The sequence below is a fragment of the Microbacterium sp. SW12 genome (genome assembly GCF_055391095.1).
In genome coordinates this window covers 586,190-598,756 of the sequence record NZ_AP024335.1, presented here as the reverse complement: position 1 = coordinate 598,756, position 12,567 = coordinate 586,190, and the positions used below count along the sequence as shown (strand labels likewise).

Annotated in this window: 12 protein-coding genes; 4 read left to right on the top strand and 8 right to left on the bottom strand. The window is 68.3% G+C overall.

Annotated elements, in window-relative coordinates:
* Window positions 1-6: 6 nt before the first annotated feature.
* From MICSW_RS03010 to sucC, 5 genes are all read right to left on the bottom strand, one after another.
* Window positions 7-1,596, bottom strand: a complete 1,590-nt coding sequence (locus tag MICSW_RS03010; protein WP_464496717.1) for a polysaccharide deacetylase family protein — start codon at window positions 1,594-1,596, stop codon at window positions 7-9.
* Entirely contained in the window at window positions 1,593-2,162 is a 570-nt protein-coding gene (locus tag MICSW_RS03005; protein WP_228179131.1) for a hypothetical protein, read from the bottom strand. The genes MICSW_RS03010 and MICSW_RS03005 overlap by 4 nt, the downstream gene beginning before the upstream one ends.
* Before the next feature lie 121 nt (window positions 2,163-2,283).
* Window positions 2,284-2,718, bottom strand: a complete 435-nt coding sequence (locus tag MICSW_RS03000) for a nitroreductase family deazaflavin-dependent oxidoreductase (protein ID WP_228179130.1) — start codon at window positions 2,716-2,718, stop codon at window positions 2,284-2,286.
* Window positions 2,719-2,870: 152 nt separating this feature from the next.
* Window positions 2,871-3,773: a succinate--CoA ligase subunit alpha gene (gene sucD, locus MICSW_RS02995; protein ID WP_228179129.1), complete on the bottom strand. Its 903-nt coding sequence runs from the start codon at window positions 3,771-3,773 to the stop codon at window positions 2,871-2,873.
* A gap of 27 nt (window positions 3,774-3,800) precedes the next feature.
* Window positions 3,801-4,967 carry an ADP-forming succinate--CoA ligase subunit beta gene (gene sucC, locus MICSW_RS02990; protein ID WP_464496716.1) on the bottom strand — a complete coding sequence of 389 codons (1,167 nt, stop codon included), beginning with the start codon at window positions 4,965-4,967 and terminating at the stop codon, window positions 3,801-3,803.
* A gap of 136 nt (window positions 4,968-5,103) precedes the next feature.
* Between sucC and MICSW_RS02985 the strand changes: the two genes are divergently transcribed.
* The 4 genes from MICSW_RS02985 to MICSW_RS02970 all read left to right on the top strand — a co-directional run bounded on the left by MICSW_RS02985 (window position 5,104) and on the right by MICSW_RS02970 (window position 9,903).
* Window positions 5,104-5,781 carry a TetR family transcriptional regulator gene (locus MICSW_RS02985; protein WP_464496715.1) on the top strand — a complete coding sequence of 226 codons (678 nt, stop codon included), beginning with the start codon at window positions 5,104-5,106 and terminating at the stop codon, window positions 5,779-5,781.
* A 280-nt stretch (window positions 5,782-6,061) separates the two neighbouring features.
* Window positions 6,062-7,525, top strand: coding sequence for a phytoene desaturase family protein (locus MICSW_RS02980; RefSeq protein ID WP_464496714.1), 1,464 nt, complete (start codon window positions 6,062-6,064; stop codon window positions 7,523-7,525).
* A 128-nt stretch (window positions 7,526-7,653) separates the two neighbouring features.
* Window positions 7,654-8,811 carry an AI-2E family transporter gene (locus MICSW_RS02975; RefSeq protein WP_464496713.1) on the top strand — a complete coding sequence of 386 codons (1,158 nt, stop codon included), beginning with the start codon at window positions 7,654-7,656 and terminating at the stop codon, window positions 8,809-8,811.
* Window positions 8,812-8,856: 45 nt separating this feature from the next.
* Complete coding sequence (locus MICSW_RS02970; RefSeq protein ID WP_464496712.1) at window positions 8,857-9,903, top strand: ATP-dependent DNA ligase; 1,047 nt, start codon at window positions 8,857-8,859, stop codon at window positions 9,901-9,903.
* Between the two features lie 15 nt (window positions 9,904-9,918).
* On the opposite strand, the gene MICSW_RS02965 is transcribed toward MICSW_RS02970, so the two are convergent.
* From MICSW_RS02965 to MICSW_RS02955, 3 genes are read right to left on the bottom strand one after another with little or no spacing between them, the layout of a single operon-like run.
* Window positions 9,919-10,428 (bottom strand): nitroreductase family deazaflavin-dependent oxidoreductase, encoded by a 510-nt coding sequence (locus MICSW_RS02965; protein WP_464496711.1) that lies wholly within the window; start codon window positions 10,426-10,428, stop codon window positions 9,919-9,921.
* Window positions 10,425-11,477 (bottom strand): non-homologous end-joining DNA ligase, encoded by a 1,053-nt coding sequence (gene ligD, locus MICSW_RS02960; RefSeq protein WP_464496710.1) that lies wholly within the window; start codon window positions 11,475-11,477, stop codon window positions 10,425-10,427. The genes MICSW_RS02965 and ligD overlap by 4 nt, the downstream gene beginning before the upstream one ends.
* Window positions 11,467-12,528, bottom strand: coding sequence for an SseB family protein (locus MICSW_RS02955; RefSeq protein ID WP_464496709.1), 1,062 nt, complete (start codon window positions 12,526-12,528; stop codon window positions 11,467-11,469). Before MICSW_RS02955 ends, ligD begins: the two co-directional genes overlap by 11 nt.
* Window positions 12,529-12,567 lie beyond the last annotated feature (39 nt).

Sequence of the window (12,567 nt, the reverse complement as noted above, 5' to 3'; positions counted from 1 at the left end):
GTCGACTCACCGGGCGCTGCGCCACGCTCCCGAGTTCGGGACCGAGCCGCGGAACAGTTCGGTGATGGTGGCCATCGTGAAACCTCGATCGAGGAGTCCGTCGCAGACGGCTCCGACAGTGCGCGCGGTGTTGCCGTGGATGTCGTGCTGCAGCACGATCGACCCGGGTCGAGGCTGATTCACTGCACGCTGAATCAGCACGTCGTCGTCGATTCCCTTCCAGTCCTCCGTGTCGACGTCCCAGAGGATCGCCGGCATCCGCGCGATCGAAAGCACCCGCGCGTTGTATTCGCCGTACGGCGGCCGGAACATCGTGATCGGCTGACCGGATGCCGATTGCAGGGCAGCCGACGTGTCGCCGAGCTGTGCAGCGATCTGCGCGTCGGTGAGATTCGGAAGAGACGGATGATTCCAGCTGTGGTTTCCGATGAGGTGTCCCTCAGCCACCATCCGCTGCAGGGTCGAGGCGTAGGCTCGCGCCTTCGACCCCATCGCGAAGAACGTGGCGCTGGCGCGACGCGCCGCCAGCGCGTCCAACATGCTCGGGGTGAGGTCGCTGGGACCATCGTCGTAGGTGAGCGCAACGCACGGCGTCAGCGAACAGTCGACCGGCACATCGCCTGGGTTCTGGATGCTGGGTCCGGAATACGGCTGACCGACCGAGGCGAGAAGACGCCTTCCGAAGTCAGTGAGGAGGGGTTCGGCGGCAGCTGCGGGCACGAGAACCGTGCGAGCCGCGTCAGTCGGTGGGATGCCGAGAGCCGCGAGCGCATCGGTGGTGAACCCGGCAGGAATCGTGAACTGCATTCCACCGGCTGCCGCGGGCATCGTGGTCGCGAAGGAGGCTGCCAGCCGTTCGAGGGCAGCGGGGTCTGCGAGCGGCGCGAGCGACAGGGAGCCGGCGGCGCGGCGGAGACCTTCGAATACGTCAGCGGCCAGCGTCGTTGCTGCATCAGGCGTCCACACCTGCGCCGCTGTCGCCACTTCACCGGTTGCCGTGTCGGCGAAGAACGTGTCGACGCTATCGCTGATCTGTCCATCCGAGGCCGAGAGGACGGTCCGAAGGCGCTGTCCGAACATGCTCGCCGACGCCCACACCACATCGCACACGACTGTCGCAGAGCCGCCACTGACGACAGGCCCGGCCAGGGCGGGGTCGGCGAGCAGGTCGGCGGCTGGGATCTCGGTGGATCCCGGAACACAGGACCGGTCGGCAAGGCCGGCACCGGCGGAGCCGGCTTGCGGACCGTAGGTGGCGCCGGTCGCGTCCTGACGCGCGCCGATCGCGGTGCGGACGTAGCCACGCACGGCGTCGTTGAACGCTTCGACACCCGGCAGCAAGGCGTAGCGCGCCTGGATACCGACGCCGTCCTGGCGGATGCGCTCGGGAGACACGGTGGCGGCCAGCGGCTGGCCGGCCTGAGCGTCGAGCGGCCGAGGTTCCGCATCGACGACCTGCAGCGTGGTCGCCGGCCACGCTGGCGGGGTCCAGCTCGGATCGATTGCCGGTGCGCAACCCGCCACCACAACTGTCGCGCACGCGATCAGGGCCGCCGCTGCGGCCGGGCGGATGACCCGGCGCCGCCCGCCCCTCAAGGTTTGACTCCCTCGAGGAGGCTCGCCAGGGCTGGTCTATACCGGTCGAGGTCGTCGCTGGACACGGCGAACACGATCGACCCCTGCGCGACAGGTCCGACGGCGGCAACAAGAGCCGGAACCGTGGCAGGATCCTGATCTGCCGGAGCCACCGGAATGCCGTGCGCAACGGTCAGGCCCGAAGCGAGCGTCTCAACCAACGGCGACGCGACACCGGCTACCGAAGCGGCTGCCGCGGGCTCGTCAGCGCTCAGCTCGACGGCGACGATCATCCCGCGATCGGGAGTCGCGATCGTGGCATGCGCGTCATCCTGCCGGGTGATGAGCCACCCGTCTGGGACCACGACTGTCACGGATGCCGCCTCTGATCCGACGACCATCGGGGTCTGAGCGCTCGCAACTTCAGTCCGCAGATTCGCGAGGGCGGGCGGGACCACGACGACCCCGACCAGCGCGAGAAACGCCACGAGTCCGGCGGCGCCGACAGCTGCCAGCGCCCATACCCACCAGGGGGCGGGTCGATGCGACGCGGAAGCGGCTGCGGCGGCTCGTGCGGTCTCGTTCATGGTGGCTCCGGGGCGCACGGGCGGCGCTGTGTGTATTGTGGCGCCTCAGTGCGTCCGGAACCTGACGGCGGGCCGGGACAACCCGTGAACTGCGAGCAGACTCCCAGCCTGCGCCCCGGGCTTAGGCGGGATCGAGCACGAACACCGCGATGAGCCGGTCGGTCTTCTTCTGATACTCGGCGTAGTCGGGCCACACCTCGACGGCGCGCGCCCACCACTGCTCACGCTCGTCACCCTCGACCTCGCGGGCGATGTAGTCACGCTTGGTCGCGCCATCCTGCAATTCGACGGTGGCGTGCTTACGCATATTGCCTGCCCACTTGGGCTCGTCAGGTGCGCCACCCTTCGAGGCGATCACGGCGTAGCTGCCGTCATGTTCGACGCGCATGAGGGCGGTCTTGCGCAGTCCTCCGGACTTCGCGCCGAGTGTCGTCAGGACGATGACGGGCACGCCTCGCAGCTCGTTGGCTTCGGCACCCCCCGTGGCTTCATAGGTCTCGGCCTGGGTGCGTGCCCACTCCGACGTGGACGGCTTGTACTCTCCGGTCAGTGGCATGGCTTCAGGCTACCGCCAGCCCGCGACCATGGGCACAGCCGTCCGCGGTCCTGTGCCGAACCCACATCCTCACCCCCGAACCCACATCTTGCGGTGGCGCGAACACGTGGGTTCGCCGCGGAAGATGTGGGTTCGCGGAAATGGTTCGCCGGTTAGAGCTTTTCGATGATCTCGCGCATCAGGGCGGCGGTTTCGGACGGCGTCTTGCCGACCTTCACGCCCGCGGCCTCGAGGGCTTCCTTCTTGGCCTGAGCGGTACCTGCCGAGCCCGACACGATCGCGCCGGCGTGGCCCATCGTCTTACCCTCGGGCGCGGTGAAGCCCGCGACGTAGCCGACGACCGGCTTGGTCACGTTGGCCTGGATGAACGCTGCCGCGCGCTCTTCCGCGTCACCACCGATCTCGCCGATCATGACGATCGCCTTGGTCTCGGGGTCAGCCTCGAACGCGGCAAGCGCGTCGATGTGGGTCGTACCGATGATCGGGTCGCCGCCGATACCGATCGCGGTCGAGAAACCGAGGTCGCGCAGCTCGAACATCATCTGGTAGGTCAGGGTGCCCGACTTCGAGACGAGGCCGATGGGTCCCTTGCCGGTGATGTTGGCCGGGGTGATGCCTACGAGCGACTCGCCGGGGGTGATGATGCCGGGGCAGTTCGGCCCGATGATCCGCGTCTTGTTGCCCTTGGACTGCGTGTAGGCCCAGGCCTCGGCGGTGTCGCCGACCGGCACGCCCTCGGTGATGACCACGAGCAGCGGGATCTCGGCGTCGATGGCCTCGATCATGGCATCCTTCGTGAAGGCGGGCGGCACGAACGCGATCGAGACGTCGGCCCCGGTCTTCTCCATCGCTTCGGCGACGGATGCGAACACCGGCAGCTCGACGGGATTGCCGTCCTTGTCGGTGTGCGAGACGGTCGTGCCGGCCTTGCGGGCGTTCACGCCGCCGACGACCTGGGTGCCGGCCTTGAGCATGAGGGCGGTGTGCTTGGTGCCCTCGCCGCCGGTGATGCCCTGAACGATGACCTTGGAGTCCTTGTTGAGGTAAATCGACATGTCAGAAGTCCTTATCCGGTTTCGCGATCAGGCGGCGGCCAGCTCGGCCGCCTTGTCAGCGCCCTCGTCCATACCGGCGGCGAGGGTGACCAGCGGGTGGTTCGCGGCGGCGAGGATCGCGCGACCCTCTTCCACCTGGTTGCCGTCGAGGCGCACCACGAGCGGCTTGGTCGCGGCATCCCCGAGAATCTCGAGCGCCTTCACGATGCCGTCGGCAACCGCGACACACGAGGTGATTCCACCGAAGACGTTGACGAACACGCTCTTGACCTGCGGGTCACCGAGAATCACATCCAGGCCTGCGGCCATGATGGTCGCGGATGCCCCACCGCCGATGTCGAGGAAGTTGGCGGGCTTCACGCCGCCGTGGTTCTCCCCGGCGTAGGCGACGACGTCGAGGGTCGACATGACCAGACCCGCACCGTTGCCGATGATGCCGACCTCGCCGTCGAGCTTGACGTAGTTCAGGCCCGACTCCTTGGCCTTGGCCTCGAGCGGGTCGGCCGCACCCTTGTCTTCGAGCTCTTCGTGCTCGGGGTGGCGCACCTCACTCGCGTTGTCATCGAGGGTGACCTTGCCGTCGAGGGCGATGATGTTGCCGTCGCCGTCGAGGATGAGCGGGTTGACCTCGACCAGGGTCGCGCCCTCGCCGGTGTAGACGTCGTAGAGCTTCACGAAGGCATCCGCGACCTTGTCGACGAGCTCCGCGGGGAACTTCGCTGCGGTGGCGATCTCGACCGCCTTGTCCTTGTCGATGCCCGTGAGCGGGTTGACCTCGACGCGGGCCAAGGCCTCGGGCTTCTCGACCGCGAGCTGCTCGATCTCCATGCCGCCCTCAACGGAGCACAGCGACAGGTAGGAACGGTTCGAGCGGTCGAGCAGCACGGAGAAGTAGAACTCCTGCTCGATCGAAGCGCCCGCGGCGACCATGACGCGCTGGACGACGTGGCCCTTGATGTCCAGCCCGAGGATCGCTTTCGCTGCCTCATAGGCTTCGTCGGCGTTCTTCGCGACCTTCACACCGCCGGCTTTGCCGCGGCCTCCGGTCTTGACCTGAGCCTTGACGACGACGACACCGCCGATCTTCTCGGCAGCCGCCTTCGCCTCCTCAGGAGTGTCGGCGATGATGCCGGGGAGCACCGGCACCCCGTACTTCTCGAATAGGTCTCGTGCCTGGTACTCGTACAGATCCACGCTGGTGTCCTCCGCTGCGGCGTCGGGTGGGTGAGGGAGTGTCTCGATGTCGAGATAGTTCGACCGAGAAATCAGCCTACTACCCGGCGCTGAACGGTTCCGAACGAGCCGGTTCTTGCGGCGGTAGGCTCACGGCATGTCCGACACCACCGCCGCCACACCGTCGTCGCGGACCGCGGTCGTCGCCGTTGCGCTCGACCTGTTCGACCGGAACGGCTTCGATGCGACATCCGTGGAACAGATCGCCCAGGCTGCGGGCAGTTCCCGGTCGACGTTCTTCCGCCAGTTCGGCGGCAAGGACGACGTCGTGTTCGCTGACCACGAGCTCCTGCTCGCCCAGCTGCGCGAGAACCTGTCTCACCCGCACGAGAACCCCTGGGTGGCGGTATGCGATGCGGCGGTCACGGTGTTCGAACACTTCGCAGCCGACCCCGACCTCGCGCGGCGCCGCTACTCCGTGGTGCGCAAGGTGCCGGCACTTCGCGAGCGCGAGATCGTCACGGTGTTCCGCTACGAGCGACTCTTCGACGAGTACCTGCGCGGCGCTTTGCCGGGCCTTGATCCGATCGATGCCGTCGGCTTCGCCGCATCCGTCGCCGCCGTCCACAACCACGTGCTGCGGCAGCTCTTGCGCGACCGGGAACCGGTGCCGGTGTCGGTGCTGCGAGCCGCCCTCGATGACCTCCTGCGCAAGTTCGGCGTGCACCCCGACCCCGAGCATCCGGATCCTGATGACGTCGTGGTGGCGGTCTTCCCCAAGCGGATGCCGCTGGCCGAAGTCACCCGCCGCCTGCACACCTCCCTCGACCTCTAACCTGAGGCGCCGGGGCGGGGCGCTCGCTGACCCGTCGGCCCAGGTTTCGGTCGCGCCGTTGTGCGGAGTTCCCCAGCGGGTAACGACACAATGGCGCGACCGAACGATGAAGCTCTCCGTTCGGTCGCGCCCTGTTGCGGGTGCCCGCGCGCAGAACCCGCACCACGGCGCGACCGAAACAGAGATCGGCTGACATCTAGCGCAGCGGATGCCGGGCGCAGCGGATGCGAACAGCGATGGATGCCGGAACGGGACGCGCCGGGGGTGGCAGACTGGCGGCATGGCGGCGCACGCGACCGTGGTGGGCAGCGGACCGAACGGACTGACCGCTGCGGCGGTCCTCGCCCGGGCGGGACTGCGGGTGCGAGTCCTCGAGGCTGCCGACACGATCGGCGGAGGACTGCGCACCGAGGCGCTGACCCTTCCCGGATTCCGGCACGATGTCGGTTCGGCGGTTCATCCGGCCGCACTGACCTCCCCGATCTTCCGGGCGCTCGGCCTGCACCGCGTCGTGTCATGGCTGAACCCTGACGCCTCCTACGCGCACCCGCTCGATCGCGGACCCGCGGCGATCGCGTGGCGTGACATCGACCGCACTGCCGACGATCTCGGCCCCGACGGCCGCGCCTGGCTCGCGATGACGCGACCTCTAGCACGCCACATCAATGAGCTCGTCACGTTCACGGGCGATCAGCTGATACGGATGCCGCGGCATCCGCTCACGGCTGTGCGGTACGGCTTGCGGGTGCTCGAGCAGGGAACGGGCCTCGGCGCGGCGAGCTTCCGCACACCGCGGGCCGCAGCGCTGCTGGCGGGAGCGATGGCTCACGCGAACACCTGGATGCCGTCCCTGGCGTCGGCAGCGGCGGGTCTGTTGCTTACGGCGCAGGCCCACGCCGGCGGGTGGCCCGTTCCGCACGGAGGCGCCCAGACGATCGCCGAGGCCCTCGCCGCCGACATCCGGGCTCACGGGGGCGTGATCGAGACCGGAGTGCGCGTCGCGTCGCTCGATGACCTGGACTGGGGTGATCCGGCGGCCGGCGATCTGCTCATCCTCGACACCTCTCCGCGGCTGATGCTGACGGCATCGGCGCTACCGACCCGATACGCGAGGGCGGTGCGTCGCTATCGGTACGGGCCCGGTGTCATGAAGGTGGATGTCGCACTTGACGGACCAGTCCCGTGGCGCGACCCGACCGTGGGTTTGGCCCCGACGGTGCACCTGGGCGGAACGCGGGAGGAGATCATCGCCGCCGAGCAGGAGGTCGTGCGCGGCCGGGTTCCCGCGAACCCGTACGTGCTCGCCGTGCAGCCGTCGGTGATCGACCCGACGCGCGCTCCCGCCGGCAAGGCGGTCCTGTGGGCGTACACCCACGTCCCGCTCGACTCCCCCACGGATGCCACGGATGCCGTTCTCGCGCAAGTGGAGCGCTTCGCGCCGGGCGTGCGGGATCTGATACTTGCGGTGCATTCGTCGACAGCAGTGACCCGTGCGCACACCAACCCTGCCGAGATCGGCGGCGATATCTCGGGCGGCGCGTTCACGATGACGCAGGCGATACGCAGACCCGTCGTGACGCGGCATCCGTGGCGAACCCCGCTGCCGGGGGTGTATCTCGCCTCGTCGTCGACCCCACCGGGCCCCGGCGTGCACGGGATGAGCGGCTGGCACGCCGCACGCACGGCGCTCAGCGACGCGGCTGGCGTGCCGATCACGCTCGACGACTTCTTCGGCAGCGGCTGACCCCAGACTCCCCTCTTCGGCAGCGGTTGACGGCAGGCTCCCGTGCGCGGCACCGGATGCAGTGCCGCATAGGTGGGCGCGTCGTCAAGACCGTGCGCCCATGTCCGAGTGACGGCTACGGTCGAGCCATGGGATTGTTCGGCATCGGCTCCTCCAAAGACAGCAACAGCGCCCTGGCGGTTCCCGACGACGGCATCGTTCCGCCCAGCAAGCTGTGGGGCGACAAGTTCGGGATGCTGGCAACGCGGGGACTGCAGATCATCGTCGTCGTCGCCCTCGCGGCAGGCATCATCTGGGGACTCCGACAGATCACGCTGGTGGTCATCCCGGTGCTGCTCGCGTTGATCTTCGCGTCGGCGTTCGCGCCGGTGATGAGTTGGATGCGCCGTCGCGGCGTGCCCTCGATCCTCGCGACCCTCATCTCGCTGCTCACGATCGTGCTGATCCTCGGCGGCGTCGGCTGGCTCATCGTCTGGGCAGTACGAGACCAGTGGGACTCGCTCTACAGCCAGGCCGAGGCCGGCGCTCAGCAGCTCTGGCAGTGGGTGCAGACGCTGCCGTTCGGGATCGATCAGCAGCAGATCGACGACTGGATCTCGTCGATTCAGGACTTCATCACGAGTGCCCAGTTCGGCACTGGGGCCATCGCCGGCGTCAGCGTCGTGGCTAACTTCGCGACCGGTTTCGTCCTGCTGGTCGTCGTGCTCTTCTTCTTCTTGAAGGACGGCCCGCGGATGTGGGAGTTTCTGCTCCGCCCGTTCCGCGGTTCCGCCGAAGCGCGGGCTCGCCGCATCGGCGACAAGACGGTGTCGACGCTCGGCGCCTACGTCCGAGGTACCGCGTCAGTCGCGTTCGTCGACGCGGTCGGGATCGGCATCGGCCTGTGGATCCTCGGCGTGCCGCTCGCCCTCCCCCTCGCGGTCCTCGTCTTCCTTCTCGCGTTCATCCCGATCGTCGGTGCGACCCTGGCCGGAATCCTCGCGGCCCTGGTCGCGCTGGTCTCGAACGGACTGGTCAACGCGCTGTTCGTCGTGGGAGTCGTCGTGCTCGTCAACCAGCTCGAGGGCAACTTCTTGCAACCGGTGCTCATGGGCCGCTCGATGAAGCTGCACTCGTTCGTCATCCTGATCGCCCTGACGGTCGGCACGGTGCTCGGCGGTATCGTCGGCGCGGTGCTCGCGGTGCCGATTACGGCGGTGGCGTGGGGCATCGTGCAGGTCTGGGACGGACCCAACACGCCAGCCCGGTGGGCACGGCGCAAGAGCACCGAACCGGCACCGTCCTGACGCCGGGGCTCGACAGCGACCCCCAACAGACAGGATGCTGACCGCATGCCCTACGCCATACCCGAGCCGATGCTCGCGAAGTCCGTCGACAGCATCCCCGCCCCCGACACGGTAGCGGGCGGCCTGAGCTTCGAACCGAAGTGGGACGGCTTCCGCGCTCTCGTCTCGTGGGACGGGACGGATGTCGAGATCGGTAGTCGCGGCGCGAAGCCGCTCACGCGCTACTTTCCGGAGCTCGTCGAGGCGTTCGCGCGGCTTCTGCCCGAGCCGTGCCTCCTCGACGGCGAGATCGTCATCGCGCTGGGCGAGCCCGGCCCCCAGCGCCTGGACTGGGACGCGCTGACGCAGCGCATCCATCCCGCCGAATCGAGGGTGCGGATGCTGAGCGAGCAGACCCCAGCGATGTTCATCGCGTTCGACATCCTGGCCCGCGGCGAGCGCGATCTTGCCAGCGAGCCGTTCGCCTCCCGGCGGGCGGAGCTCCTCGACCTACTGCAAGCCGTGCCGCATCCGGTGCACATCACGCGCACGACAGACGACCCTGACCGGGCCGCCCGCTGGCTCGATGAATTCGAGGGGGCGGGCCTCGACGGCGTTGTCGCGAAGCCGCTCGCACAGCCCTATGCGCCGGGCAAGCGCACGATGTTCAAGATCAAGCACGCGCGCACGGCAGATGTCGTCGCACTCGGATACCGCGTGCACAAGAGCGGTCGCGGCGTCGGCTCGCTGCTCGTTGGCCTCTACACCGACGAGGGTCAGCTCGTTCAGGTCGGCGGGGTGGCAGCGTGGTCGGACAAGCGCCGGCTCGAGCTGGTCGACGAGCTGGAACCGTTGGTCGAGCGCGACGAGTCCGGCGCCGCGGTGACCGGTGCGGGCGAGCGGTCTCGCTTCGCCTCGGGCAAGGATGTGTCGTTCGTTCAGCTGCGCCCGGAGCTGGTGCTCGAGGTGCGCTACGACCAGCTCGAGAAGTGGCGATTCCGCCACACCGTGCAGTTCGTGCGGTGGCGCGAGGATCGTGACCCGCGCTCGTGCACGTATGACCAGCTCGAGGCGGTCAACGCGTACGACGTGGGCGCGGTGCTCGAGAGCTGAGGGTCAGCGACGCGGTCAGCGGACCGGCGGGGTGAACTCGACCACCGGGATGGCGACCTCTCCCCCGTTGAGTTCGTCCATCGCCCCCTTTAGGTGTTCCCAGGCATCCGGGTGGACGCGGGCATAGCGTGCCAGGACCGCTGCGGCATCGGCTTCGGGCAGGATGCGGGACGTCGCGGGCACGCCCTTCGAGCGACCGACCCAGAGCCGGGCGGCGGGGTTGGCGTGGAGGTTCTTCAGCCACTGCGCGCGAGAGCCGTGGCCGGAAGCGACACGGAGCGCGTTCGTCTCGCGCTCGATCACCTCGAGCACGACGTAACGAGGCTCTCCGCTCTTGCGGCCGATGTGCTCGACCATCACGAACCTGCCGCCGAACAACCAGCCGAGGCCTGCACGAAAGATCAGGATCGGGGCGCGGACAATCCAGCGCGTCTGAAGCAGGCGCGCTGCCCACTGATCGATGGTCGCCGGTGTTTCGGAGCCTGTCGCATCGGAGCGCGCCCCGTCGGTAGTCTTCTCGGTCACGCGGTCTCTTCCGTTTCAGGATCGCTCGTGTCGGGTTTGCGTGCCCGGCTCGGTTGCACCCGTGGGGGTTCGCCGGGCATCTTCGGGAACTCGGGCGGGAACGGCAACTCGCCCAGGCCCGCGGCGAGGTCACGCTCCCACCACTCCAGCAGCGTGTCGATTCGCCCGGGGGATGTTCCGAAGTCGGCCCACGGGTCGCCGAGCTCGGCAAGTCGCTGCGGCACCGTACGCACCGTGAAGGATGCCGGATCGACGGAGGCCAGCTCCTCCCACGTGATCGGGGTGGCAACGGTTGCGGTCGGGAGGGCGCGCGGGCTGTAAGCTCCGGCCATCGTGCGGTCGCGATTTGCCTGGTTGAAGTCGACGAAGACGCGCTGCCCGCGCTCTTCCTTCCACCAGTTCGTCGTGACCTGTTCCGGCATCCGTCGCTCCAGCTCGCGACCCGCGGCAATGACTGCGTGCCGAACGTCGAGGAACTCCCACTCCGGCTCGATCGGGCAGAACAGGTGGATGCCGCGGTTCCCGCTCGTCTTGATCCACGCCTGGAGGCCGGCCTCGGCGAGGACATCGCGCAACGCCGGGGCGACGGCGGCAGCATCCGCGAAGTCGGTCCCTGGCTGCGGGTCGAGGTCAATGCGCAGCTCCACGGGGTTGTCGGTGTTCTCGGTCCGCGAAGCCCAGGGGTGGAAGACGACGGTGTTCATCTGTGCCGCCCAGACGACGGCGGCGGGCTCGGTGAGCACGATCTGCGGATGCCGACGCCCGCTGTTGTAGGTCACGGTGACGGTGTCGACGAACGACGGTGCACCCTTGGGCGGGTTCTTCGAGAAGAACATCTCACCCTCGATCGAGTCGGGGTAGCGCTCGAGCGAAACAGGGCGATGGCCGTTGGCGGCCAGAAAGGGCTCGGCGACGGCGAGCAGGTACTCAGCCAGCTCGCGCTTGGTGATACCGACCGTCGGCCACAGCACGCGATCGGGGCTCGACAGCCCGACCTCCCGGTCACCATCGGGGCCGGGGATTTCGAGGATGACCCGGTCAGTCGCCATCGCCCGGAGCCTCGACCATCAGCGGGGCGAGGTCGTCTCGGTCGAGGCGAATCCAGGGACCGGCGGGATCGATGAGGATGCCGGCAAGCCCGGGGTCGGCGCGAAGTGCAGCACCCAGCTGCGCACCGGTGACGGGCGCGGGCCGGTCCCCGCGCCCAAGAGCGGCGATCTCGATGGGGTGCGTGAACACCTCGATGAGGCGGTCACCGTCGGCAGTGCGGGCCTCGGCGACGCCGACCTGATCGGACCCGTCGGGCTTGTTCACCGCGATCCACAGACGCGCTGAGGGAATGGCTGCCACGACATCGTCGGGTGTGGACTCGGTGCGGCGAGCGGAGAGCAGCTTCTTGATGCTGAAGTCGGGATCGGCCTGCTCCATCATCTGGGCGATGAGCTCCCGCGACAGCATCGCTCTGGCGGGAGCAGACGCCGGGTCGACGATGAGGCCGGCGTACGTTCCCGACAGCAGGAACCGCAGCACCGCCTGCGCGGGCTGGGCCATCGCCGAAGTGTCGGTAGCGCCGTCGGCAGCGAGGCTCGCGCGCAGAGCAGCGACACCGCTATAGACGAGGACGTACTGCTTCTCACCGATTGTCGTGATGGCCAGGGGGATGTTCTCGCCTTCGGCCAGCATCCGCTTCGCGTCTCCCTTGACCCGCAAGAAGAGGTGTCCCTGCAGAAGCTGGCGGGCGACCTGCAGCAGTTCCGCGGGCTCGGGGCGCTCCGGAAGCTTCGCGAGGGCTGTCACGAGCGGGCCGTTGTCTTGCAGTCCCGGCCGGGGAGGAGCATCGGCCTCGTCGTCGCCTGCCGTTTCTGCTGCATTGGCCGCCGGGGCTGGCGCTCCCAGACCCTGGAATGAGGACATCGAGATGCCGACCACCGCGTCGAAATCTGGTTCCTCGTCAGTGATCTCGGAGGGCTGCGAAGCTGCCGGGTCGACGTCGGGTGTGGTGTCGGCGACGACCGCGTCGTCAACGGATGCCGCGTCGTCGGAGGCGCCCTCGGGCGTCTCGGCAGGCGTTGCTGCGGGGCGTCGAGAGAACAGAGCCATGTTTCGAGGCTACAGACGTCGAGCGCCTAACGGCACCAG